Source organism: Jonesia denitrificans DSM 20603, assembly GCF_000024065.1.
Lineage (GTDB): Bacteria > Actinomycetota > Actinomycetes > Actinomycetales > Cellulomonadaceae > Jonesia > Jonesia denitrificans.
In genome coordinates, this window is the sequence record NC_013174.1 from 900,642 (window position 1) to 925,866 (window position 25,225).

The following is a 25,225-nucleotide window of genomic DNA, read 5'->3' on the forward strand; positions in this document are numbered from 1 at the left end:
AGTCAGCTGCCAGGTGTGTGGTTCAGCGCATCGTCAAGGTGTGTCAACACAACGGGGAGCGAGCGGGCAAAGGACGGCAATAACTCAACCGAAGGGGTAACTGAGGTGAGGTCGTCCAACGCAAACCATTGCACATCAAGTGACTCCATGTCGGTGGCTTGCACCGGAAGGAACGGGGTGCGAGCCACCGCAATGGCGGTGGTGTAGCTCCACTGAGGGTGCTCAAAAATGTGTGTGCCCACAATAGTGACACGGTCTGGGTCAATGCCTGCCTCTTCACGTGCCTCACGCAGCGCGCCCTGATGTGGTGTTTCATGTTCCATGATTGCGCCGCCCGGGATTCCCCAAGTGCCACCATGGTGCGACCATAGGGCGCGATGCTGCAGGACAACGTGGGTGGGGCGTCTATTGTCATCGAGCGTGACCAAGAACAGGCCAGCGGCTCCAAAGAAACCCCAGTGGCGCTGACCGCAGTCGCACTCAACCCAACCGTCGCCAGATTTTTTGATGAAGGGCCGTTGTGGTCGTTGCACGACACCCACGCTATCGCACGGTCGCAGGGCTGTGCCCGGTTAACGATGAGCGTCACACCTGATCGTTTGTCAGTGACTGCCGGACATGAGCGCGACACGTACTGTTCACTCAGGTTCTGTGCTGTTGCGTGGATTTCACGGTTCGTTGTGGTGGGCGTCACGATCACGCCACGTGGTTGTTTTAGCCTGTCGCCATGACGTTGTCGAGTCGCGAGGTTTCCGTGAACCACCCAGAACTTTCTTGGCCAACCACCCCGTCACCCACGGAGCAGGTGGATGGTCAGCGCGATGATCAGCACCGTGGGCGCACCCGCGTGTGGCCGGTTGTGTGCGTGTTCGCGACTGTGCGGAATGAAGAGAAATACTTGGAAGCAGCGTTGGATTCTGTTCTTAGCCAACAGTATCCCGGGCAGATGCGGTTCGTGGTGTCGGTTGGCCCCTCCCATGACAATACCTACGGCATTGCCGTTGAGTGCGCGCGGCGTGATCCTCGCCTCCATGTCATTGAGAACCCACAGGGGTTGATTCCTCATGGGCTGAACATTGCGATCAATGCGGCTCCCGCGGACACCGACATCTTTGTTCGCTTCGATGGGCATACCCGGCTGCCCGGCGGGTACGTGCATGCAATGGTCGATGCACTGCTTCGCACTGGTGCTGACAACGTCGGTGGGCGGATGTTGCCCGTGGGACAAGCGCCACTGGAACAAGCGATCGCGTTTGCGATGAGTCACCCGTTGGGCATTGGGGGAGCATCATTTCACGTCGGTGGGATTGAAGGACCCGAAGAGACCGCCTACCTTGGGTCGTTTCGTAAGGAAGCGGTGATCGCTGCTGGGCTGTATGACGAATCGTTCCACCGTGCCGAGGACTGGGAACTGAACTATCGGATCCGTCGCAACGGTGGGTTAGTGTGGTTTGTCCCGTCCATCGAGGTGGAGTATCGGCCACGGTCCACGTGGCGTGCACTAGCGAAACAGTTCTTTGACACCGGCGGGTGGCGCCGTCAGGTGATTGCAGCCGACCGGAGCACCGCATCGCTTCGGTACCTCGCTGCCCCGACCGCGGTTGTCGCAAACACGGCGGGACTCCTGGCTACCGTTCTGGGTGTCATCACCCCATGGACCTGGCTGACTCTTGGTGCGATCGCCCCGCTTGGATACCTCGCCCTGGTCACCATCGGTGGACTCACCGCCGCGCGGCACTTGCCCTGGGCGGCACGAAGCCGAGTCCCCGGTGTGCTCACCACCATGCACATGATGTGGGGACTCGGCTTCCTCAAAGGCACTCCGACCAACTAGCGCCGGCCCCGCACGACCTTTGCCGCCTCAACGACCTGCTCAGGAAGTGTTGAGCGCAATCGATTTCGGTATTTGCGCCGCCACTCACGGACCCCCTTCGACGCCGGGGACGTCACCAACGTGCCAGAATCCCGCAACGCAAGGAGCGCATCGAGAGTTGCCGGTAATTCCGAGGGAAAGTCATGAAAGTAGTTCGTGCGTAACCACGTGGGATCAGGCTCAGGGAACTGCAAGTGGGGAATATCCTCCAGCGCCATCACGCACCCAGAATCAAGGAACACCGCATTAAGAAGACGCTCATTGACGCCAAAGTCACCAATAATCCCCGTGGGTAACCCCACTGCAAGAGATTCCAACGCGGCAGTTGACGACACTGTCACGTGGGCGGTTCCTGGGATCAGCCAATCAGACAATGGCCCGGACGCAAAAGTGATGAGGTGGGCATCCAACTGAGGTTGGTTCGCACACATGTCCTGCCACAACACATCATAAGGAAATAGTTCATTGTGGGTTTGTTGCTCTCCAGCGACCGCACGCACCTTCACCACAACAGACACATCTGGGTGTGCGACAGCGGTGTCATGGAGAGCCATCAAAATCGCTTCGCGTTGGTGTCGTGCGGAGGGGACTTTCGCTTGGGTGGTGAACACAAGCCTGTCGATGCGCGGGCTGGAACTGCCCGCGTGGTCGCCGTGTCTGCGTGGCAAGAACGGTAAGGGGGACACGATGAGGGTGCACTGCTGTTCTTCGTCATCCAGGAGCGCCTGGTATTCGGTTTTTTCCCGTAAAGAGTGGACGATCCACCCATGAACGCGGCGTCGAAATCGCAGACCACGGCGTCGGGCAGGTAGAGCCATCCCTGGGATGCCAGTCAATAACACCGGTGGGGCGGGTAACGCGGCAGCCATGTCGGCAACCCACTCCACGACCGGTCCTGTTGCTGCAAGGAGAACACAATCAGGTGACCAGTCTCGCAATGCCTGGCGTAGTTCGCCGGGCTTCATTACCTCGAGCGGCTTCTGTGACCAGCGGGTCTCCGCCGTCGCTGCGTGCTGCTGGACCACACTGGGGGCAATCGGTGACGATGCAATCACCACCCGCAGTTCATGGTCCACCCCCCACTGCTCCGACAACCGTTCCAGCGTGGTCGCAGCCCACTTCAGGTACGAATCAGAATCAACAACAGCGAACACGCGGCGTACTGAACTCACGAAGCTATCCTTAACAATTCAACGGGACGAATGAGTTGGGTGCGAAGATCAGCGGGGGTCGAAGGACACCACCAGGTGTCAGGGATGTCATACATTGTGACCTGCACCCCGCGCTGAGAAAATCGGCGATGCAACGTCAACAGTGACGTCGAGGGGAGGCTGTGCACATGGTGTTCCGGTCCAAGACCACGCAATGCGATCTCAGCCAGGGGGAGGTCACGGGCCACTGACACTGATGGGATCTCACTGATATGAGCTAACACGTCAGGACGCTGACGACGATGCGGTAGATACACGGCATCACCACAGGACGCGATCTGACGGATCCACTGAACATACGCATCGGTAGTGATATAGCGATCGGCCGCAAAAGCGCTACCCACGATGACTTGTGGGGGGAAATGCGCATCCTCGAGAATGTTCGCTGACAACCACGGAAACGCATGGGTGATGACTGATATGTCTAGCGTTCCTGCCGCATGGAGAACTGATTCACTCAACGGCAACGAGGTGAAGAACGTGACTTTGCCAGCAAAAGCTCGCCGACGGATCACATGGGTCATTGCTCTACCCAATGCAAGACGAGCAGGAGATGACGCGGATGTAGGGCGCACCAGTGGCCTGTTTGCCGCCAAATCCTCAAGCACTGATAGCGTTGATACGCCATCATCAATGATGACGAGATTACCCACGGAGTTGCGCCGCAACAACAGTGACTGCTGTTGGCCGGACAAGGGGTCACCTAACACGTGAGTGAACCTGCCTTGTGCGGAGGTGTGCCCTGGTAACCAGCGGGTGTCGCGTGCCCCAAATAATCGGATGCCTTGGGGCAACCCCATCCGTTCCACATATCTCACAGTGGACTCATACTGCCGATTCGCGTCACGCACCACAATGTCAGTGTTACTTCCCAGCACACCATGAGCGTGCGCCTCCACGGCAGATAACAACTGTAACGGCGACTCTACGTAAGCGACAGAACGCCACCCGTTCATTGATTCCCCCGCACCTGGGCACGCACCCGGCGGCCCACCGCACGGCGCACCCGACCATACAACGACGCCGGTGGTCGCGGACCAGCCTCAACAACCGGTTGAGGCTTAGGAGGGGAAATGAGACCCAAGGACTCCGCACGCCGTTTCTTGATATATCGGCGCCACGGCAAAGAGGAACCAAGACGATGCGTGTCCACAAAACGCTGTGCATCATCACGAAGGTGCGGCAACGTGCGAGCCTGCATGCAATAACCCACCGCGTTCACCAGTTCTTGCACCTCTTCAACCGACAACGACGGGCTATCAGCTCGGAACAAGAGATCGCACAACGTCACCGGCACACGGTTCGAATTCTGGTAGGGAGTGAGAGCCTCCAACAAGAGCTCCGTGCCTACAGCCTCCACAGGTAAGCCACCCCCAATACTTGCGGTAGCTAACGCGGTTGAAAACACCGAGAAAACCTTTTCGGGGGGATTAAGGATGTAGCGAAACTCAACGGGAGTAGGACAGTCGTCAACAGTGATATCAACACCCACAAGGTGTGCGTACTGAACGAACGAACGGACCGATGTTGGGGGTGCACTGGGATGAGGACGGAATACCACAGCAGAAAAACCCTGGGTAACGGCCCGATCCAGCATTCCACGATAGAGATCGTCTTCTTCAGATTGTGTGAGCACACCAAGTTGGGAAAGGTACTGTCCCAGGATGAGCGCGTACGAAGAAGTCGGAGAGCTCCGCACAGGCAACGAAGAAGACCCTGAAGCCGACAACGACCTGATCGTTGAGTCACATGCTGCTAACGGAACAGGGGTCCGTGTTATCGCGAGCTCATTGAACAACAAAGGAGAGATACCCGGAAGGAAATCAGGGTAGACCAGTGAGTGGATCCGTTGAGTCAGTGTGGGATCAAGATGAAAACGAGTGGGACTGTATACCATGAGACCATCAGCATGGACACTCAACGGTGAGTCACCAAAGATCATTGCTAGTGCTCGCGCGGGATTGACCTGCAGCGACTCAACAGTCAGATGGACACGTGAGTCGTGTGGAACAGCAAAATAGTCTCGCAGTAACCGTTGCCATATGTGCCGCTGTGAAGGAGATGGGGAAAAATCCTTGGGACGCAACGGGTAAGTCAGATCATTGAAAAGAACAACTTTTCCGAAGTAGAGGTCCGCTAACTGTTGAACTTCGTCGCTGAGCACGAACGGGTGAATCTCAGGTATCGGTGTGTTGTTGCACACAAGTAGTGTGCTTGAACGCTTGTCAATGGGCACTGCCCCATGTTGGATTGCGGCGCATAAAGCAAGAATCTGAAACTGCGACGACACTTGAACGATGTGGTGAACTGACTTACTCATAAACCGGCACCAGTTCCTCTAAGACGCGCCAATCGGTTCTCAGCGCATCAATGACAGTGCGCCGTTCAGGGGTACAGGTCATATACGCGTGGCTCAACCACTCGTCATGGTCCCAAGCCGTACGTAGACGGTTGTGCAATCCGTCAAGAAAAGCCTCCGCCTCCACACTGTCATCACCATGCGCAAGCGGGAGAACACGGTTGGCATGGAAAGCACTGATCGCAATGAATTGACGAGCACGTTTCAGAGAAAGCGCCTGCCACTGTGCCTCAGTGATGCGTCGTCCGATTTTTGCCACGTGAAGGTGGTCAGCGATAAGGTCAAACGCCGTTGAAAAGGCCAACTGCCTGGAAGTGACAGCCGCGGTGAGAGAACCATCAATGTCTCGCCGATAGAAGAAACCAGGCTCACTGATCACGGCATAGACATCAGTTGCCAGGTGAAGACGCCACATCATTTCCCGGTCTTCTGCGGTCGCAAGTGACTCGTCAAAGCGTAAAAGACCTGTGTCCCGAAGATCTGAGCGAAATATACCAGTACACGGATACGGATAGTCCAACATTGTCGAATACTCAACTGCTTCCACACCGGCAAGAGGATGAAGTCGTTGGGATCGCCGCCCTTCTGGCGCACGATTGACCTCACGGGTAGTTCTTCCATGTCGCGTGTGATCGGTCCTTACAAAAGGGACATCAAGAGATTCTGATGCCTCAACACAAGTCCTCAAATACAGTGGTCCGTACCAGTCATCAGGATCCAAGTACGCGAGATACCGACCAGACGCCATCTCAGTCCCACGATTACGAGCCGCAGAGACCCCGTGTGGCGTGGGGTGTGAATTGGTGAGGAGCTTCGGAAACCACGAAGAAAACGAATCCACGACATCCATGGTGTGATCCGTAGAACCGTCATCGATCACCACCACTTCCAGGGCATCACGGTCGATGCCCTGGAAGCGCAAGCTTGACAGCGCATCTGCAATAAAAGCTTCCTGATTGTGTGCTGGGAGAATAACGCTGACAAGCGGTGTGGTCATGGTCAGGCGTCCACCCGGCGCAACCGAGACAGGGGTGCCAACTCACCGGGGAAGACGCGCTTTTCACCGTCACCCATGGCCTGCTCGAGGATCCGGATGTCACGAACCAGGTTTGTGAACCCGGCTGGTTCGAGGCTTGCCGCCTGATCTGACCCCCACATCGTGCGGTCCAAGGTGATGTGACGTTCAACAGTCACCGCACCCAAAGCCACAGCAGCGAGCGAGATTTGGAGGCCACGTTCGTGACCCGAGTACCCGACGGGAACCTGGTAGCGCTCGGTGAGGGTGTGAATGGTCCGCAGGTTCGCTTCTTCGGGAGGCAACGGGTAGGTGGAGGTGGCGTGCATCATGACCAGTCGGTCGGTACCGAGGATGTCCACCGCCGCATCGATCTGCTCGATGGTGGACATCCCCGTGGACAAAATGATGGGTTTGCCCGTGTCAGCGAGTGCACGAAGGAGCTCATGGTCGGTGACCGATGCGGACGCCACTTTGTGGGTGGGGACGCCTTGGTTTTCCAGGAACTCAACGGAAGGAACATCCCAAGGCGACGCGAACCAGTGCAACCCGCGGTCAGCCGCGTGCTGTGCAATCTTTTGGTATTCGGCTTCTTCGAACTCGACCCGGTAGCGGTAGTCGAGGTACGTCATCTCCCCCCATGGCGTTTGACGGATTTGGTCACGCTGAGCCATGGGGGTGGCAATATCTGGGGTGCGCTTTTGGAACTTCACGGCGTTCGCACCTGCAACGGCGGCGACGTCAATGAGTTTTTTGGCGATGTCAATGTCACCGTTGTGGTTGATTCCGATTTCCCCGATGACGTACACGGGTTGTCCGCCGCCAACGAGTTGGTCTCCGATAGCGACCGGGGCGATGTTCGTTTCGATGCTCATGTCAGCTCCTTGCTGGTTGTGGTTGTGTGTCGCGTGCTGGTGTGGGGGTATGTGAGGGTTCCGGGGGAATCACAGGAGAAGGTGGAGTGAGGCGGGCGTAGCGGATGCGGTCGGTGATTTCTCGAACTGCGCCGTCACCGCCGCGGTGGTCCAAGATGATGCGTGCCGCTGCCTTCACCGCAGGTTCTGCGTCGGCGGTGGCGATAGGCCAACCGACCAAGGCCATTGCGGGAAGGTCATTAATGTCGTTCCCGACATAGGCGACCCGTGACGGGTCGAGGCGTTGGGCACTCATCCAGGTGCGGAGTGCATCTGCCTTGTCATCAACACCGTGCAGTACATCGACGGCCAGTTTTTTGGCGCGTGCCCGGACGATTGGGTGTCGTTCGGTGGACAAAATGAGCATCGGGATGCCGAGGTCGCGCAGGCGTGCCACGCCCATTCCGTCTCGTCGGTTGACGGTCACGTATTCATTTCCGTGCTCGTCGAGGTGTGCACGATCATTGGTGTGAACACCGTCAAAGTCGGTGACTAGTGCGTCGACATCAATGTGGTCGTGTGGGCGGGGGGCCTGTTCATCGCGTGCAAGCCGCTGGGCGACGTCGAGGTCGAGGGGTTCATCGATTTCTAGTGCTTGGTCTGCGGGGACAAGTTCCACGCCGACGGTTCCAAAGAACCGGCTTCCATGGTCACGAAAACCTTCTGTGCGCATGACATAGAACGCGCCGGTTTCGCGCACCGTGGTGGGAAGGTCTTGGCGGCGGGGACGCGACTGGCGTGAATGGCCCAGCGGGTGGGCGTCGCCTTGGTCAGTGACCGTCCAGCGAAACCCGTGATCGAGGACACCGGAGAAAATAACATCAGCGTCACCGTCGCTGACTCGTTGAATTGCGGAAGCCAGAGCTGCGGGGTTGATAAAGGGAGATGTGCATTGGACGAGCACTGTGATGGCTGGCATCGAATGCCCGGCGGTGTGCCACTGGTCAAGTGCGTCCAGAACAGCGGACTCGGAACTAGCCTCGTGGGTGGCTGTTGCGGCATGGCGATGGATGACACTCGCCCCGTGGGTCACCGCAGCTTCGGCAATGAGGTCATGGTCGGTGGATACCACCACAGCGCGGGGCTGAACGTGGAGGCAGGAGGTGATCGCACGCTCAACAAGTGAACGCCCTGCGACCGGTTGGAGGTTCTTCAGTGGGATGCCTTGCGACCCGCCTCGGGCAGGAATGATGACAAGGGCATCAGCGGATGGGGTGTTGACTGTCGTGGTCACACCATGGACGGTATGTGTCCCAGGTTACGTCGTGTTGGCCCCCATGTGGCACGTTCGTGATCTCTGGTTGCTCATTACATGACGTTCAGGTGAACGGCGTGCGTGATTTAGTCGTTGATGTCGCAGATGAGAGCGCCTGCGGTCACAGAGTCACCGGCAGATACGTGAATGCTTGTCACGGTTCCAGCCCGGTGTGCTGTCAGTGGTTGCTCCATTTTCATGGCTTCGAGAACCACAATGAGGTCACCTGCTGCCACTGTTGTTCCTGGTTCAACCGCGAGTTTCACGATCGTGCCCTGCATGGGTGAGGTCAAAGAGTTCCCGTGAACAGCAACCGATCCACCGTTGTTTCGGCGTGCTGGGCGGCGGGCACCGGCGCGGGCTTGGGTGGGGTGTGACGCCCGACTGGCCAGTGACAACCCAGCAGGAATAACAACTTCCAGTCGTTTTCCGCCGACTTCGACAACAACTCGTTCGGTGGTGGCGGGTTCAGGTTCACCGGCAACAGCGGGCGTTGCGGTGAGGGTGCGGCAGGTGTCGTGAAACTCTGTTTCAATCCATGATGTGTACACGGAGAATGGTTCTGATGGGTCTGAGGGAGCAAATGCTGGGCAGTCAAGGACAGCGCGGTGGAAGGGCAGCACCGTGGGTAGCCCTTCGATGCGCGTCTCAGCCAGGGCACGCCGGGCGCGGGCTATCGCTTGTGCCCGGTCGCGTCCAGTGACAATAATTTTGGCGACCATCGAGTCAAACGCACCGGAGATGACATCGCCTTCAACGACTCCAGAGTCCACCCGGACCCCTGGCCCGCTGGGCATGGTGAGTGCGGTGATTCGCCCGGGTTGGGGCAGGAAGTTCGCGGCGGGGTCTTCACCGTTGATTCGGAATTCTAGCGAGTGTCCACGTGGGGTGGGTTCGGTGAAACCGAGTTCGTGTCCTTCGGCAATGCGGAACTGTTCGATGACCAGGTCAATTCCGGTGATTTCTTCGGTGACAGGGTGTTCGACCTGGAGGCGGGTGTTGACTTCAAGGAAGGAAATGGTTCCATCATTTCCGACAAGAAACTCGCATGTTCCAGCGCCGTGGTACTTTGCCTCTTTTAAGATGGCGTGTGACGCCTCGATGAGACGAGTGTTTTGTTCCTCACTGAGGAAGGGTGCAGGCGCTTCTTCAACGAGCTTTTGGTGGCGTCGTTGCAGGGAGCAGTCGCGTGTGGAGACGACGACAACGTTTCCGTGCGTGTCCGCGAGGCATTGTGTTTCGACGTGTCGGGGACGGTCAAGGTAGCGTTCCACAAAGCACTCACCGCGGCCAAAAGCGGCTGTTGCTTCACGAACAGCAGAGTCGAACAGTTCGGTGATGTCTTCGGTGTTGCGGGCCACCTTCAACCCACGCCCGCCGCCACCAAAAGCGGCCTTAATAGCAATGGGGAGCCCATGTTCTGCCGCGAAGGCGTGGACGTCTTGAGCGGATTCGACTGGGTCTGCGGTGCCGGGAACTAGTGGTGCACCCGCGCGTTGGGCGATGTGCCGGGCGCTGACTTTGTCCCCCAAAGCGTCGATGGCGGCGGGGGAGGGGCCAATCCACATCAACCCAGCGTCAATGACTGCTTGGGCGAAGGCTGAGTTCTCTGCTAAGAATCCGTATCCTGGGTGGACTGCGTTGGCGCCAGATCGTTTGGCCACGTCAATGAGTTTGGCGATGTCGAGGTACGTATCTGCAGCGCGAGCTCCGTGTAGTGAGTACGCTTCGTCGGCGAGGCGCACGTGGAGTGCTTCACGGTCGGAATCAGCGTAGACGGCAACTGAGCCGACTCCATAGTCAGCGCACGCGCGGATTATGCGGACAGCGATTTCGCCGCGGTTGGCGATGAGGACCTTCGAAATAACGGGCACTGCCTTACCGTAATGCCTGGGCGCAATGAAGGGAAAGTGTGCACCGTGTCGGTGAGAATTATTGGACTGAACGATAAGGCAGTGCCGTGCTGTTTGTATGAACCCTCTATAGATTCTTCCCGAATACTGGGTTCAGTTGCGTCTCATTGGTGCGCTCACGATAAACCCGAGTCAGGTGGGCAATCCCAGAGGGCTGTCCACGGTACCCCCAAGGTGGTCACAAGTGAGCGCAGAAGCGGAAGGGACAGCCCAACGACGAGGTGGTGGTCGCCGTCAATGCGATCAATGAACGCTCCACCAAGTCCATCAATGGTGAAGGCGCCAGCCACGTGGAGAGGTTCCTCTGTGGCCACGTAGGCTGTGATCTCCTCATCGGTGAGTTGGGAGAACCACACAGTGGTGACACCAGCCTTGGTGACTTCCTGGTGTGTTCCATTGGCGATCAAGATCACGTGATGCCCGGTGTGCAGGTGACCGTGTTGTCCGCGCATGCGGCGCCACCGTTGGACTGCAACATCAGCTGAATGTGGTTTCCCAAGGATCTCACCGTCGAATTCGAGCATGGAGTCGCACCCGATCACGAGGGTGGGTTCATTGCCGATGTGGGCGCTGAGTTGGTTGGCCACTTCTCGTGCTTTTGCCACCGCTAGGGCGCTCACAGCCTCAGCAGGACGTTTCTGCGGGGGGAACGGTAAGGAGGACAAAATGGCGTCCTCATCCACATGGGACACCAGCACGCGCGGGGTGATCCCCGCGCGTGTCAGTGTGGTCAGGCGTGCCGGTGACGCTGACGCAAGAACAACGTCAACCATGATTAATGATCGAGCGCTTCTTTGAGGACATCCAGTCCTACCGAACCAAGGGCGAGGGCGCGTGCGTGGAAAGCAGCGATGTCAAATTCTTCGCCGTTGTCGTGTGCGCGAGTGCGTGCGTTGTCACGAATGCTTTCCCACAGTCGTTGCCCGACCTTGTACGCGGGTGCTTGCCCCGGCCACCCCAGGTAGCGGTTAAGCTCGAATTGGACGAATTCAGCTGGCATGTTGACGTTGGCGCTGAGGAATCGGTGCGCTTTGTCTGCGTCCCAGATTCCGCCTCCCCATTCTTCAGGGCAGGGCTTTTTCAGGTGCACACCGATGTCAAGCACGACGCGGGCGGCACGGAGCCGTTGACCGTCGAGCATACCGAGACGGTCCGCTGGGTCATTGAGGTATCCCAGTTCTTCCATGAGCCGTTCAGCGTACAGTGCCCAGCCTTCTCCGTGGCCTGAGACCCAGCACATGAGGCGACGCCACGAGTTGAGGTGCGCGCGTTGGTACACGGTTTGCCCAAGTTGGAGGTGGTGGCCAGGAACACCTTCATGATAGACAGTGGTCTTTTCACGCCACGTGTTAAATGTGGTTACCCCCGGTGGTACGGACCACCACATCCGTCCTGGTCGGGAGAAGTCATCGCTGGGTGGGGTGTAGTAGATTCCACCGTTTTGGGTAGGCGCGATCATGCACTCGAGGGTGCGCACTGGTTCGGGGATGTCAAAGTGGGTGCCGGACAGGTCAGTGATGGCCTGGTCGGAGGTTTCTTGCATCCACGCCTTGAGCGCGTCAGTGCCATGGAGCAGGTAACGTTCGTCCTCGTCGAGGCGTTGAACAGCTTCGTCGATGCTGGTTCCAGGTCCGTAAAGTTCCTCGGCAGTTGCTTGTTGCTCGGCCACGATTCGGGCGAGTTCTTCTAGGCCCCACTCATAGGTTTCGTCCAGGTCGATGCGCGCACCAAGGAACAGCTGGGACGCAAGTTCGTAGCGTTCGCGGCCAACCGCATCGTCTGTGGGGGCTTGTAACGCCAACTCAGAATCGAGGAAGTCAGCAAGGCGACCATAGGCCGCAGCGGCCTGAAGGGCCGCCTCAGACAGTTGAGTTGACAGTTCACCGGCGTTGGGGGCTTGTGACACAACGGCTTGTGCATCAGCGGATGCGACGAAGGACACGAAGAATGATGTTTCTGGGTCTGCGATCTCGCGTGCTTGTTTGACACCTTCGTTGACCTGTCGAAGCGCGGGAACACGCCCTTGAGCGGCTCCGTGGCGCAGGAGCTCAATGTAGGAATCGACTGACTGTGGAAGGCGGCCCAACCGGGAGGCGATATTGGTCCAGTCCTCAACGGTTGCGGTGCGTGCAATGTCGAACACGTCACGCATCCCCTGCAACGGCGACGCCAGCACGTTGAGGTCAGCAAAGTCCCACCCAGATTCATAGGTGGCGAGCTCAAGGGACATTCGCTCACGCATTGCCGCTTTGGTGACGTCATCAATCTCATCGATTGTGGGGGTGTCTTCGAGAGCAGCAAGGGTGCGGCGCACAAGATCAATACGTTGTTCCATAGCTGCAGGGGAGTACAGGGTGACATCGTGGTCGTAGCCTGGTAGGCCAAGGGCCGTTGCGCCAAAGGGGTCAAGCGGGGCAAGTTGGGTGACAAAGTCGTCAGCGAGAGCGTCAATCGCGGACGGGGTGCGTTCAGGTGTCATATCTCGACGTTACCGCAGGAAACGCCGTACTCGCACGCATGGCAGTGTGAACAATTCGTTGTCGACAACACGTTTTCCCAGGTAATACACAGGCGGGGACCATTGTCCTGGCGGTGTCACCGGTTATCATGCAAGGGTTGTGACCACAGACGCCCAGGGGGAGAGATGACCGCGACAATGACAAAGGACGAGGGGCACCTCGACGATCCCACCGACGGCCAGTACGTGTTGTACGGGCGCCGTCACAGTAACCAGCGCATCTTCACGAAGATGTTGATTGCGGCGTTATTGTCGCTTGTTGCTGCTTTTGTATTGGCGGTGGAGGCGCTACACCTTGCTGAGGACCCCACCGCGTCACTGGCATGCGACGTCAACGCTGTGCTGAGTTGTGGAACAGTTGCCCAGTCCTGGCAAGCTGAAGCTTTTGGCTTCCCCAACGTCTTTTTGGGACTCATGTTTGAGTCCGCCGCGATCATGATGGCTCTGATTGGTTTGTCAGGGGTGCGAATCCCTCGTTGGTTGGCCATCGCTGAACAGGTGATTTACACCTTCGCGCTTCTGTTCGCGCTGTGGCTTTTTAGCCAGTCCATGTGGGTCATCGGTGCGCTGTGCCCATGGTGCATGCTCATCACCTACTCCACCGGGTTCATTTTCCTGTCCATGCTGCACTACAACATCCGCGAACGGAACTTGTGGCGCAGCGGACGAGGCGCGAAGATCGCCCACGCTTTTGTGCAACGAGACATCGACCTGTACGTGGGGATTGGGTATGTGGCGCTGATTACTGTTCTTGTTGTCGCAAAGTATGGCCCCCAACTCGTTGCTTAGGCGTTGCTTGGTCGTTACCGTAGCGCTTTAACGTGACGGTGTGACAACTTCCGGTCAACTACCGCGACCAGTGCGCGACCCGTTGTGGGACAACACCCGCCTCTTGGCAGCGTTGCTGATTTGCGCTGGGCATTTCACTGACCCGTTTATCACTCCAGGAAACAGTTGGGCTGCGTTGTGGGTGGCGTTGTGGCCGCTGCGGGTGCCTGTGTTTGTGGTATTGGCTGGCCGGTTCACCTCCACGGAACCGCTCACCTGGGGGCGAATGTGGCGGCTGGTGCGCGACGTTGGGTTTGTGTATGTCATCTTCCAGACCATCGCGATTGTGCAAACTGGATGGTACCGGGGCCTGTGGGATTGGTCCTACGATGAGCCTGGTCTCGCCCTATGGTTCCTGATGTCACTGCTGGTCTGGCGGGTGTTGGCCCCGCTGTTGTGGCGACTACCAGGACGGTGGTGGTGGGCATTCGCACTGGGGTTAGGGAGCGGCTTCCTTGATGTCACCACTCAATGGGCGTGGGCTCGAACCCTGGGGTGGCTGCCGGTGTTCATGGTCGGGCTTGCGCTCCGTGACCCTCAGGTGGTGAACTTTTTACGCCGTCCTCGGATGCGTGTCCTTGCCGGTGCGGTACTAGGTGTGGGGGTGGCCGCTGGCGCACTGTGGGGCGGTTCGGTGCGTCGGTCGCCCATGATGATGCGCTCCGGCTACAGCGGAGACTTCAGTGCCCAACTGGGCGAGATGGTTGGACGCGCTGGCCTCTATGCGGTGGCTATTGCGCTTGCGCTTGCCCTGATCGCGGTGATGCCGCGCCGCCGCGTGTGGGGGTGGACAACACTGGGGGCGGGGTCCTTTACTGTGTACCTGCTCCACCCGGTTGTGTTGCGCTACGTCGCTGATCTTGGTGTGTACACCGACCTTGTCACCACGGCACGGTGCGTGGCGTGGGCGGTTGCCGCAGTGGCGTTAGGTGTGGTGTTAGCGTCCGCTCCGGTCCGTCACAGTGTGGCGTGGTTGGTGCGTCCGGCTACTGTGGAACGTCGCCTTGTCCGTGTATTTACCGATGCGCCCAGCGCCATCCACCGGCTCGTGCGCCCCAGCCCCCCGCGTGTGGAGACACCTGACGTTGATGGGCACGATTTGTCCATGCAGAGATCGCCTCAGGGTGTTCACCCTCATGTGTGACGTGGTGTGACACGACGGCGGCAAGTCCAGCGACCAGAGCCGCAACTTCAACCTCGTCAGGGTTGCCAGCTACCACGTGAAGACGGGCAGCCGCTTCTTGTGCGGCTTTGAGGATGTCGGATTGGGAGGCCTCACTCATAGCGGGATGTTTCCATGCTTTTTCGTGGGAAGTGTGGCGCGTTTTGTTCGCAGCGTCCGTAACGCACGCACCACCTGTGTCCGGGTTTCGCGGGGGGCGATTACCGCATCGACAAATCCGCGTTGGGCTGCGTCCCACGGGTTCACGATGGCTTCTTCATAGTCTGCGGTGAGCCGTGCGCGTTCCGCTTCAACGTCACCACCATTGTCAGCGACCGCTTTGAGAGTAGAACGTTGGAGAATGTTGACGGCACCTGAAGCGCCCATGACGGCGATCTGTGCGGTGGGCCACGCCAGGTTGATGTCCGCGCCGAGTTGTTTGGACCCCATGACAATATAGGCGCCACCATAGGCTTTACGGGTGATCAGCGTGATGAGTGGCACGGTTGCCTCAGCGTAGGCGTAAATGAGTTTCGCACCCCTGCGAATGATTCCGTTCCATTCTTGGTCTGTTCCGGGAAGGAACCCAGGCACGTCCACGAGCGTGAGAATGGGAATGTTGAAAGCGTCGCATGTGCGCACAAAACGAGCTGCTTTCTCTGCCGCGTTGATGTCGAGGGTGCCAGCCATGGATAACGGCTGATTCGCAACAATCCCTACTGATTGCCCGTCGACATGGGCAAAGCCAATGAGAATGTTTTGGGCATACAGAGGTTGCACCTCAAAGAACACGCCGTCATCAACAATGTGTTCAATGACTGTGCGCATGTCATAGGGCTGATTGTCTGAATCGGGGATGAGCGCGTCCAGTATACGGTCCTCATCACTGACGTCGAGATCAATGTCAGTGGGGTAATCGGGCGCATCGGAGAGGTTGTTTTGGGGAAGGTAGGACAACAACGTACGCACATAGTCGATCGCGTCATCTTCGTCAGTGCCCATGTAGTGGGCAACCCCAGAGCGTTGGTTGTGGGCGCGCGCCCCACCAAGTTCTTCAAAGCCTACGTTCTCCCCGGTCACTGCTCGAATGACATCTGGGCCGGTGATGAACATGTTTGAGGTACCGTCTGCCATCACAATGAAATCAGTCAATGCAGGCGAATAGACAGCGCCACCAGCGGAGGGGCCAAGGATGAGGGAGATCTGGGGAATGACCCCAGAAGCCGCGACGTTGCGGCGGAAGATCTCAGCGAACTGCGTGAGTGCGGCAACACCTTCCTGAATGCGGGCGCCACCTCCATCAGATATGCCGATCAACGGTGCGCCCGTTGTGAGCGCCAGGTCCATCACCTTGGTGATTTTTTGACCGTGCACCTCACCCAAGGAACCACCAAAGGTGGTGAAATCTTGGGAGTACACGCACACTGGGCGACCATCGATGGTGCCGTGACCGGTGACAACGCCGTCACCAGCGATTTTTTTCTTGTCCAAACCGAAGTTCGTGGAGCGATGCTGGGCGAAAGCATCCAGTTCGACAAAACTGTCAGGATCAAGAAGCGCTTCAATGCGTTCACGCGCTGTCTTCTTTCCTCGAGGGTGCTGTCGCTGTGCAGCGGCTTCCTCGTGCTCGCTGATAGCGCGCTCCCGGCGCTGCTCGAGGTCAGCAAGTTTACCCGCGGTTGTTGAAAGATCAGTCACATCTTAGAGCGTAGTGTGGACGACGGCGTGATGTACATCGTGGGGGGCGCACCAAAGGTCCTTATCTGTTGTGGGAACTCTACAAATAACGGGGGTCCCGTGACCTGGTCCGTGAAGAAAGGCAGGATAGAGGTATGCCCACCTATGACGAGCAACTGCTCACCGACCTTCTGTTAGCCCCCAACGGGCCGTTGGATGCGTTGATCATCGATGATGAAGTGACCTCAACCAACGATGTACTCAAAGATGTTCTCGCCTCGACATCGTCGCAATCGCGCACCATCCTTCTTGCTGCGACTCACCAAACACAGGGCAAGGGTCGTTCAGGGCGAACGTGGAGCACACCTCCTGGCGGGGCGCTCACAGCCTCGATTTACTACGAAACAACCCTTCCTGCGGAACGTATGACCTGGATTCCGCTGCTTGCGGGTCTTGGGATTGTCACCGCGATTCGTGGGACTTGTGGAATCCCTGCAGCTCTGAAGTGGCCCAACGACATTGTGGTCAACCACCGTGATGCTGCCTCGCTCGCAGGGTGGGATACGCTGCGAAAAGTAGGTGGGATCCTGGTTGAGCGGGTTGGTGAACGGGGCATCATCATTGGAGTGGGCATTAACGTCCACCAAATGCAACACGAGCTCCCCGTTGCCTCAGCAACCTCACTGACTGCCCTTGGCGCTCGCAATGTTGACCTCACCTCGCTGTTGGCAGCGATTGTGCGGTCCTGCACGGAGGTTCTTGCGCGAGCCGCCGAGAGCGGCGGAGATGTTGACTCTGCTGGATTGCGAGAGGACATTGAACAAGCCATGGTGACGTTGGGGTCACATATCACCGCTCAACAACCCGATGGGACCAGCATCGATGGTGTCGCGCAAGGGCTTGATTCGGCGGGGGGACTCCTTGTGCGACACTCATCGGGAGAAGTCACCTCCATCATTGCCGGTGATGTGCATCACCTTCGCCTAAAATAGCGGTGGCACACCCACCACCAATGCACTGCGGGAGACATGAACACCACACCCAATACGCCCACTACTGCGTCGCATCAGCACCCACCGATGGTGCCAGTATCCCAGGAGCTTGATCCACAACGCACGGATGCTCATCGCATTGACGACGCGTTCCTTCGTGGACCTGCAATCTACAACGAAGAAGCTCTTTGTGAAGTCACTGGGGCGACGTCAGCACAGGTCAACTCGTATTGGCAGGCATTAGGTTTACCTGTGACTGACCGCAGCGCTGTCATATTCACCAACGACGACGCCCACGCCCTGAAATCAATTCTTGCGTTGGCGGAGGCAGAACAGTTCGATCACCGTACCCTGACCTCACTCATCAGGTCAGTGGGGCACACAGCGGACCGGTTAGCGCTCTGGCAAGCCGAAGCGCTCGTGGAACATCTTGCCCACAACTTCGACCTTGATGATGTCCAAGCCCGCAGGGAGATGCTCCGCAAACTGCCAGACATCATTCCTGTGCTTGAAGAGCAAGTTCTCCACGCGTGGCGGCGCCAATTCGCGGCTCTCGCAGGCAGGTGGTCTGTGGAATTTTCCGGGGAACGGCCAGAACACACTCGTGGTGGTGGTGTCCTTCCGTTACCCCGTGCGGTGGGATTCGCAGATATTGTCTCGTTCACCTCCCAGACCGCGACAATGCGGTCATCCGAACTGTCGAACTTTGTGTCGAACTTTGAAGCGTCCGCACGTGATGTCATCACACGTGCGGGCGGTCGGGTTGTCAAAACAATCGGGGATGCTGTGCTGTACATCGCCGACGATGTGTACACCGGGGCGCACGTGGCGTTAGGTCTCGCGCAGGCAGGGCAGTCAACAGACGACGCTGATGCTGATGTCCCCCCGGTGCGAGTGTCCTTAGTGTGGGGCAGGGTGCTGTCACGATTTGGGGACGTCTTTGGGCCATCAGTGAACCTCGCTGCCCGTCTCACCGATGTTGCAGACCCTGGTGAGGTCCTTGTCGACCCCCACACCGCAGCGTTGCTCGCTGGCGATCACCGATTCGCGCTGACTGGTAAAGAAGAACGCGACATGCAAGGAGTGGGAGCTGTCGCACCCGTTAGGGTGCAGTGGGCGTACTCTCCACAGGGACGATAAGGTCAGGACCATTGGCCACGACGTTCCCCACAGTGCGCGCGACCCGATGAGCCTCAGCAGGGACAGGGGGCGCATCGAGAAGCGACAGAGCATGGTCACGGGGGGTGTCTGCACTGAGCCACGCCGCCCACGTATCTGGGGCAAGCATGACCGGCCGACGATCATGAATGTCAGCGAACTGGGGTAACGCGGCGGTCGTGATGATCGTGGTTGTGGTCAGCCACGGACCAGACGGATCGTTTGGGTCACGCCAAAATTCGTACAACCCAGCAAACATGGTGAGGTCCGTGTCACTGGGGTGGATAAACCAGGGTGTGGTGGGGCCAGAGTCATGGTGTTGCCATTCGTAATAGCCCATCGCGGGGATCAGACACCGTCGAGTGCGGACCGCAGCCCGGAACGCTGGTTTGTCCGCCACCGTCTCCCGGCGTGCGTTGATCATTTTATGGCCGATACGTGGATCTTTAGCCCACGATGGCACCAGACCCCAGCGAGCCAGGTGAACCTGCCAACATGAACAGTCAGTGTCAGCTTCGGTGTCGGGATCGGTTCGGTTGGTGACCGCCGTGCCAGCCGCATCGACAAGATCCACTCGACCCGTTGCTGGGGGTGGCCGGTCAACGACAATACGGACCATCTGGCCTGGGGCGATGTTCCACGACGGTGACCAGTGGTAAGCCTCAGACGAAAATAGGGGATCCATGTGATAGCCGGCCAACGCAAACGCATTGACAAGGTCAATGGTTTGCGCCGCGGATGCGTACCGACCACACATAGTTCCCCTCTTAGCTACTCATCAGAAGCGCTGTCAGTCTCCTGCACATCGCCGTCACCGTCAGGGACGTCGTGGCCAAATGGGTCCGGGTCCACACCCGGCATCCACGATAACCCTGGAACTCCCCACCCGTTTTCCTGAGAAATAGCGCGAGCTTCAGCCTTGTCCCGTCCCTTGAGCCGGTCCACATACAACAACCCGTCAAGGTGGTCATATTCATGCTGAAGGACCCGAGCAAACCACCCCTCACCATCAATAACCACAGGTTCACCGTGCTCATCCCACCCCGTCACCCGCACCGCATAGTGACGCTTCGCCTCAAAATCTGGGCCCGGAAACGACAAACACCCTTCCACATCAGTCAACGACTTCGGGGGGCGCTTCCCCTCACCTTTGAGCGCAAAACGCGGTGGCCGCTGCACAATCATCAGTGACGGATTGACCACCACACCACGCCGTTGCTCATCCTCATCAGGAGCATCAAACACAAAAATCCGCTGACCTACCCCAATCTGAGGGGCAGCAAGCCCCACCCCATTCGACACTCGCATCGTGTCGTACATGTCCGCAACCAACTGGACCAGCGCATCGTCAAACTCTGTCACCTCCGCCGCACGCTGACGAAGGACAGGGTCACCATCAATCACGATGGGGTGGATCATGGGTGCTCATTTCACGAGAACGGGTCGACAATCACGTCACACTTTAGCGCGCACCGGCGCGGCGCACCCAGTAAATCGATATTCTTTACGTGTGAATGACCCCCAGCCCACACCCACCGCCCCCACCGAATCAGCCCTGCCCCGCTACCGCCCCGGCATCAAATACATCCTCATGCTTGGTGCGATCGCGGCGATTCCCGCGATCACCACAGACATCTACCTGCCTTCACTAACAGATGTCCGCGACGAACTCGCCACCACCGACGCCATGGTTGCGATGACCATGTCAGGCATGCTCATCGGAGGGGCTGTCGGACAACTCATGTGGGGACCCCTCACCGACCGATACGGCCGCAAAGCGCCACTCTTGGTGGGTCTGGCGTTACACATCATCACCTCTCTGCTCTGCGCGATCGCACCGAACATCACGATTCTTGTTACGTTGCGCATTATGCAGGGGTTCTTCAACGCAGCATGCGCTGTGGCTGCAATATCTGTGATCCGAGACCGCTTTGTGGGTGCAACTGCAGCTCGACTGCTCTCCCAACTCATGTTGGTTATTGGGGTGGCGCCCCTGTTCGCCCCCAGTGTGGGCGGTGCGATCGCATCGTTTGGTTCGTGGCGCACCGTGTTTCTTGCGCTCGCGATCATTGGGGCGATCATGGCCGTCATTGTCGCCCGCTTCCTGCCCGAAACCCTGGCCGAAGATCACCGGCTCACCGGTGGGGTGGGGCGCGTTGCCAAGGGGTACTGGACGTTAGCGAAAGACCGGAAGTTTCTTGCGCTCGCGATGCTCCCAGCGCTCGCTATGACGACCATTTTTGCGTATGTTGTGGGGTCACCGTTTGTGTTCCAAGAACACTATGGTCTCTCCACATCGCAGTATGCGGTTCTCTTTGCCATGAACGGTCTTGCCATGGTGTTTTCCGCGCAGCTGAACGCATCCCTGGTGCGAAAGTTTTCGCCTGAATCGTTGCTGAGGGTGGGACTTGGTCTTCAACTGGTGCTCGCACTTGCGCTAGTGCTGTGGGGCGCCACCGGCTGGGGCGGTTTCTGGACGTTCGAGGTAACACTGTGGCTTCTGTTGGGATGCCAAGGACTCATCGGCGCAAACGCACAGGTCTTAGCATTAGCGAACTACGGGCACATGGTGGGAACAGCTGCCGCTGTCCTTGGGTCACTCCAGTCAGGTGTGGCAGGTGCAGTCAGCCCGATGGTGGGAGTCTTTGGTGGCGATGCGCTGGCCATGGCGGCAGTGATCGCCGCCGGGTTGATCCTCGCGAACCTCATCGTGGTGTTCGGTACTGACCTCACCCAAGCAGGTCGTAAAGCTCGAGCCCGCACCACACTGCAACGCGCTATCAAGGAACGAGAGATCGGCGACTCAACTCACGGCTAACTCCTCTGGCGCAACGTTCCATGAGCTACTGGTGAAGTACCTGAATGGATGAAGGATCTGGGGACTTATCCACAGCGAGAGAGGTTCCCATAGAACTGCACCGGCAATGTCTTTAGTGTTGCGATGACGCCCCCACGACACGGGCGAACTCTGACACAAAGAAGGAGTCCGGCTGCATGGACGCGATCGCCCTCCTCGAACACGACGTTCGAGAACGCGTACGACACGCGGGCATCGACCCCGTTGCTGACCCCACGACCACTCGAAGTCTCATCACTGACGCTCTCAAAGACTACGAACGTCAAGCCCTACGCGGGTATGTCCCTGCCATTGCAGACTCACACCAAATTGCCAAGTCACTCCTTGATTCTGTCGCCGGGTTCGGTCCACTCCAACCGTACCTAGACGACCCAGAAGTCGAAGAAATCTGGATCAACTCACCTTCCCAAGTGTTTGTGGCAAGATCTGGTGTTGCAGAACTGACCCCCACAGTTCTCAGCGCTGATGACGTTGCACGGCTCGTCGAACAAATGCTCAAAAGCACCGGCCGGCGCCTTGACCTGTCCATGCCATTTGTCGACGCCATGCTGCCAGATGGCTCCCGCCTGCATGTTGTCATCCCTGACATCACCCGTGCACACATGGCCGTGAACATCAGGAAGTTCGTGGCCCGGGCAGCGCACCTCACTGACCTTGTTGCGCGCGGCATGCTCCCCACTTCTGCCGCCACCTTTCTCGATGCATGTGTCCGTGCCGGCCTCAACATTGTTGTCGCCGGGGCAACTGGCGCAGGTAAAACCACCTTCCTGCGTGCCCTCACCGGCTCCGTCAGCCCACTAGAACGCATCGTCACTGTCGAAGAAGTGTTTGAACTCAACCTCACCCACCGCGATGTCGTGGCCATGCAATGCCGTAGTGCCAACCTCGAAGGAAGCGGCGAGATTTCACTGCGCCGCCTCGTTAAAGAATCCCTGCGTATGCGCCCCGACCGTGTCATCGTCGGAGAGGTCCGTGAAGCAGAATCCCTCGACCTCCTCCTCGCCCTCAACTCCGGAATGCCCGGCATGGCGACCATCCACGCGAACTCAGCAAAAGAAGCAGTCACAAAACTCACCACACTGCCACTACTCGCGGGCGAAAACGTCACCGCACAGTTCGTTGTTCCCACCGTCGCCCAAGCAGTAGACATCGTCATCCACATTCAACGAGACCGCCAAGGACACAGAACAGTGCGCGAAATCGCGGCACTATCAGGACGCATCGAAAATGATGCGATTGAAGTGGGAACCGTGTTCCGGCAAGCACAAGGCCAACTAGTCCGCGCAGACGCCTACCCACCAAAACCAGAACAGTTTGACCGTGTCGGCATTGATGTGGCAAGTATCCTCAACGGGGGTGCACCATGGGCATAATCGCCGGACTGATCCTCGGGCTAGGGCTCCTCCTCATCTGGATGTCACTCTGGGAAGCCCCCGACACCGCCAAAAAAGCATCCTGGCTCATCGGTTTCGAAGAAGACCTCCTCGTTGCAGGGCTCCGCGGTATCTCCACCACCACGTTCTTCGCAGCCGTGGCCCTGTTCGCAGCACTCGTCGCCGCGCTCACCTTCGTTATCACGGGGCTAACCGTCGGTGCGGCTCTGGCCGGGTTAGCCGCATCAGTAGCCCCCTTCATCATCGTCAAGTCCCGCGCAGAACGACAACGCATCCGCCGCCGAGAAGTGTGGCCAGACGTCGTAGACCACCTCATCTCAGGAGTGCGAGCAGGACTACCCCTCCCCGAAGCTGTTGCCCACCTAGGCATGCGCGGACCAGAACAACTCCGCGAGGAATTCGCGATCTTCGGACGCGAATACCGGGCAACAGGCCGGTTCGACGACTGCCTCATCACACTCAAAGAACGCCTTGCAGACCCCACAGCCGACCGAGTCATCGAAGCGCTCCGGGTCACCCGATCTGTCGGAGGAACAGAAATCGGGCACCTGCTATCCACCCTGGCCACCTTCCTGCGCCAAGACCTCCGAGTACGCGGCGAACTCGAAGCCCGGCAAAGCTGGACCGTTGGAGGGGCACGGGTCGCCGCCGCCGCGCCCTGGCTCATCCTCGCCATGCTCGCAGTACGCCCAGAAGCCGCCAGCGCGTTCAATACCACCCTAGGCGGGATCCTCATCATCTCAGGGGCAGGAGCCACCGCCCTCGCCTACACGATCATGATCCGTATTGGTCGACTCCCACAAGACGAAAGGGTGCTGCGATGACACCACCACTCATTCTTGGTGGAACCCTCGGATTTGTCCTCGGCCTTGGCCTATGGGCCATCATGGCGGCACTCACCTCCCGTCGAGTCACCCTCATGGAACGCATCACCCCCTACCTGGCCAGCCACGAAGCACCCGAATCACGGCTCGGCCCCAGCGAAACCACCAGCCCCTTCGCGGTCTTCGCGCGACTCATCGCTCCTTGGACCAACACTCTGGTGCGGCTCGTCACCACCGTGTCCAGCCCCAACGCACAAACCGAAAAACGCCTCGCCAAAGCCAGACGCAACATCACCCTGCACCAATACCGGCTCCACCAAGTCGCAGCAGGAACAGCAGGACTCACCCTCGGGATCCTCGTCAGCCTCTACTTAGCGATCTACCGCAACGCCCACATCGTTGCGCTCATCATCCTCGTCATCGCCGCCGCCATCGCCGGAGTCGCAGCCTGCGAACAACACCTCACCCACACCATCCGCCGCCGCAGTGAACGCATCATCCTCGAATTCCCCACCATCGCAGAACTCCTCGCGCTCGCGGTTGCAGCTGGTGAACCACCGGCGACCGCATTGGACCGGGTGTCTCGGACCTCCAACGGAGAGTTGTCACATGAGCTTGCCATTGTGATGAATGAGGTGCGTTCAGGTGAGCCGCTGACTGATGCGCTCACCCGGTTTGGTGACCGGGTCGATCTGCCGCTCATTACCCGGTTCGCTGAGGGTGTCACTGTCGCGATTGAGCGTGGTACCCCACTTGCCGCAGTGTTACGGGCACAAGCGCAAGAAGCGCGTGACGCCGGACACCGCACGTTGATGGAAGTGGGCGGGCAACGAGAGATCCTCATGATGGTTCCTGTTGTCTTCATCATCCTGCCTATTTCGATCGTTTTCGCGGTGTTTCCGTCCTTCACTGCCTTGTCTTTTCTGCCCTAACTTTCTCTGCCCCCACACGTACTTGTTCGCTCATCGAAAGGAATCCCTCATGTCCACTCTCACAGGTCCACGTCGTTCACGGGCTGCTCGCCGTGCTGTTCGTTCGTTGTCTGTTACTGCGTCAACAGCTGCCTACGCCTGCACCCAGGCGATGTGCGACCGCTTGACAGAGATGAAGAAGAATCCCGAACGCGGTGATGTCCCCGGGTGGGTGTTGATTACCTTAATGACCGCAGGGCTTGTGGTGGCGATCTGGTCGTTGGCTGGACCAGCGTTGGAGTCTTTGTTTAATGAAGCGATTGCAAAGATTAGTGCACGCGCCGCGTAGTCAGGGCAGCGGTGG

Annotated in this window: 24 protein-coding genes and 1 pseudogene; 11 read left to right on the top strand and 14 right to left on the bottom strand. The window is 58.5% G+C overall.

Going from position 1 to position 25,225, the window contains the following annotated elements; genetic code table 11:
• Positions 1-2 precede the first annotated feature (2 nt).
• Positions 3-428 carry an NUDIX domain-containing protein gene (locus JDEN_RS04190; RefSeq protein ID WP_226926628.1) on the bottom strand — a complete coding sequence of 142 codons (426 nt, stop codon included), beginning with the start codon at positions 426-428 and terminating at the stop codon, positions 3-5.
• On the opposite strand from JDEN_RS04190, the gene JDEN_RS14075 reads away from it, so the two are divergent.
• Positions 378-731 (top strand): hypothetical protein, encoded by a 354-nt coding sequence (locus JDEN_RS14075; protein ID WP_226926659.1) that lies wholly within the window; start codon positions 378-380, stop codon positions 729-731. The two genes, JDEN_RS04190 and JDEN_RS14075, sit on opposite strands and share 51 nt — an antisense overlap.
• Positions 728-1,834, top strand: coding sequence for a glycosyltransferase family 2 protein (locus JDEN_RS04195; RefSeq protein ID WP_015771128.1), 1,107 nt, complete (start codon positions 728-730; stop codon positions 1,832-1,834). The genes JDEN_RS14075 and JDEN_RS04195 overlap by 4 nt, the downstream gene beginning before the upstream one ends.
• Here the strand turns inward: JDEN_RS04195 and JDEN_RS04200 are convergent.
• From JDEN_RS04200 to JDEN_RS04240, 9 genes are all read right to left on the bottom strand, one after another.
• Positions 1,831-3,045 carry a DUF6716 putative glycosyltransferase gene (locus tag JDEN_RS04200; RefSeq protein ID WP_015771129.1) on the bottom strand — a complete coding sequence of 405 codons (1,215 nt, stop codon included), beginning with the start codon at positions 3,043-3,045 and terminating at the stop codon, positions 1,831-1,833. The two genes, JDEN_RS04195 and JDEN_RS04200, sit on opposite strands and share 4 nt — an antisense overlap.
• Positions 3,042-4,040, bottom strand: coding sequence for a hypothetical protein (locus JDEN_RS04205; RefSeq protein WP_015771130.1), 999 nt, complete (start codon positions 4,038-4,040; stop codon positions 3,042-3,044). Before JDEN_RS04205 ends, JDEN_RS04200 begins: the two co-directional genes overlap by 4 nt.
• Positions 4,037-5,404, bottom strand: coding sequence for a polysialyltransferase family glycosyltransferase (locus JDEN_RS04210; RefSeq protein WP_015771131.1), 1,368 nt, complete (start codon positions 5,402-5,404; stop codon positions 4,037-4,039). Before JDEN_RS04210 ends, JDEN_RS04205 begins: the two co-directional genes overlap by 4 nt.
• Positions 5,397-6,440 (bottom strand): glycosyltransferase family 2 protein, encoded by a 1,044-nt coding sequence (locus tag JDEN_RS04215; protein ID WP_015771132.1) that lies wholly within the window; start codon positions 6,438-6,440, stop codon positions 5,397-5,399. The genes JDEN_RS04210 and JDEN_RS04215 overlap by 8 nt, the downstream gene beginning before the upstream one ends.
• Positions 6,441-6,442: 2 nt before the next feature.
• A complete protein-coding gene (locus tag JDEN_RS04220; RefSeq protein WP_015771133.1) occupies positions 6,443-7,333 on the bottom strand; it encodes an N-acetylneuraminate synthase family protein in 891 nt (296 codons plus the stop codon).
• 1 nt (position 7,334) lies between these two features.
• On the bottom strand, positions 7,335-8,606 hold the full coding sequence (locus tag JDEN_RS04225; protein WP_015771134.1) for an acylneuraminate cytidylyltransferase: 1,272 nt from the start codon (positions 8,604-8,606) through the stop codon (positions 7,335-7,337).
• A 107-nt stretch (positions 8,607-8,713) separates the two neighbouring features.
• Positions 8,714-10,501, bottom strand: coding sequence for an acetyl/propionyl/methylcrotonyl-CoA carboxylase subunit alpha (locus JDEN_RS04230; RefSeq protein ID WP_015771135.1), 1,788 nt, complete (start codon positions 10,499-10,501; stop codon positions 8,714-8,716).
• 155 nt (positions 10,502-10,656) lie between these two features.
• Positions 10,657-11,313, bottom strand: a complete 657-nt coding sequence (locus tag JDEN_RS04235) for a Maf family protein (RefSeq protein ID WP_015771136.1) — start codon at positions 11,311-11,313, stop codon at positions 10,657-10,659.
• A gap of 2 nt (positions 11,314-11,315) precedes the next feature.
• Positions 11,316-13,019 carry a DUF885 domain-containing protein gene (locus JDEN_RS04240; RefSeq protein ID WP_015771137.1) on the bottom strand — a complete coding sequence of 568 codons (1,704 nt, stop codon included), beginning with the start codon at positions 13,017-13,019 and terminating at the stop codon, positions 11,316-11,318.
• 165 nt (positions 13,020-13,184) lie between these two features.
• On the opposite strand from JDEN_RS04240, the gene JDEN_RS04245 reads away from it, so the two are divergent.
• Together JDEN_RS04245 and JDEN_RS04250 are read left to right on the top strand one after the other, a co-directional pair.
• The gene (locus tag JDEN_RS04245; RefSeq protein WP_015771138.1) at positions 13,185-13,847 is read left to right on the top strand and encodes a vitamin K epoxide reductase family protein; all 663 of its coding nucleotides are present in this window, start codon (positions 13,185-13,187) and stop codon (positions 13,845-13,847) included.
• 70 nt (positions 13,848-13,917) lie between these two features.
• On the top strand, positions 13,918-15,030 hold the full coding sequence (locus JDEN_RS04250; RefSeq protein ID WP_015771139.1) for an acyltransferase family protein: 1,113 nt from the start codon (positions 13,918-13,920) through the stop codon (positions 15,028-15,030).
• Here JDEN_RS04250 and JDEN_RS14285 read toward each other — a convergent pair.
• Both JDEN_RS14285 and JDEN_RS04255 read right to left on the bottom strand, forming a co-directional pair.
• Positions 15,002-15,169 (bottom strand): annotated as a pseudogene (locus tag JDEN_RS14285) (acyl-CoA carboxylase epsilon subunit); the annotation flags it as partial. The gene JDEN_RS04250 and the pseudogene JDEN_RS14285 overlap by 29 nt on opposite strands.
• Positions 15,166-16,746, bottom strand: a complete 1,581-nt coding sequence (locus JDEN_RS04255; protein WP_015771140.1) for an acyl-CoA carboxylase subunit beta — start codon at positions 16,744-16,746, stop codon at positions 15,166-15,168. The pseudogene JDEN_RS14285 and the gene JDEN_RS04255, both read right to left, overlap by 4 nt.
• 134 nt (positions 16,747-16,880) lie before the next feature.
• Between JDEN_RS04255 and JDEN_RS04260 the strand changes: the two genes are divergently transcribed.
• Positions 16,881-17,717: a biotin--[acetyl-CoA-carboxylase] ligase gene (locus JDEN_RS04260; protein WP_015771141.1), complete on the top strand. Its 837-nt coding sequence runs from the start codon at positions 16,881-16,883 to the stop codon at positions 17,715-17,717.
• 36 nt (positions 17,718-17,753) lie between these two features.
• Complete coding sequence (locus JDEN_RS04265; protein ID WP_226926604.1) at positions 17,754-18,857, top strand: adenylate/guanylate cyclase domain-containing protein; 1,104 nt, start codon at positions 17,754-17,756, stop codon at positions 18,855-18,857.
• Here JDEN_RS04265 and JDEN_RS04270 read toward each other — a convergent pair.
• Both JDEN_RS04270 and def read right to left on the bottom strand, forming a co-directional pair.
• Positions 18,820-19,632, bottom strand: coding sequence for an SOS response-associated peptidase (locus JDEN_RS04270; RefSeq protein ID WP_015771143.1), 813 nt, complete (start codon positions 19,630-19,632; stop codon positions 18,820-18,822). The genes JDEN_RS04265 and JDEN_RS04270 overlap by 38 nt on opposite strands.
• 14 nt (positions 19,633-19,646) lie before the next feature.
• Positions 19,647-20,294, bottom strand: a complete 648-nt coding sequence (gene def / locus JDEN_RS04275; protein WP_015771144.1) for a peptide deformylase — start codon at positions 20,292-20,294, stop codon at positions 19,647-19,649.
• A gap of 91 nt (positions 20,295-20,385) precedes the next feature.
• Between def and JDEN_RS04280 the strand changes: the two genes are divergently transcribed.
• From JDEN_RS04280 to JDEN_RS04300, 5 genes are all read left to right on the top strand, one after another.
• Positions 20,386-21,693: a multidrug effflux MFS transporter gene (locus tag JDEN_RS04280; RefSeq protein WP_015771145.1), complete on the top strand. Its 1,308-nt coding sequence runs from the start codon at positions 20,386-20,388 to the stop codon at positions 21,691-21,693.
• 176 nt (positions 21,694-21,869) lie between these two features.
• Positions 21,870-23,105, top strand: a complete 1,236-nt coding sequence (locus tag JDEN_RS04285) for a CpaF family protein (protein ID WP_015771146.1) — start codon at positions 21,870-21,872, stop codon at positions 23,103-23,105.
• A complete protein-coding gene (locus JDEN_RS04290; protein ID WP_015771147.1) occupies positions 23,096-23,950 on the top strand; it encodes a type II secretion system F family protein in 855 nt (284 codons plus the stop codon). The genes JDEN_RS04285 and JDEN_RS04290 overlap by 10 nt, the downstream gene beginning before the upstream one ends.
• Positions 23,947-24,882, top strand: coding sequence for a type II secretion system F family protein (locus JDEN_RS04295; RefSeq protein ID WP_015771148.1), 936 nt, complete (start codon positions 23,947-23,949; stop codon positions 24,880-24,882). The genes JDEN_RS04290 and JDEN_RS04295 overlap by 4 nt, the downstream gene beginning before the upstream one ends.
• A gap of 49 nt (positions 24,883-24,931) precedes the next feature.
• A complete protein-coding gene (locus JDEN_RS04300; protein ID WP_015771149.1) occupies positions 24,932-25,210 on the top strand; it encodes a hypothetical protein in 279 nt (92 codons plus the stop codon).
• The last annotated feature ends 15 nt before the right edge of the window (positions 25,211-25,225 follow it).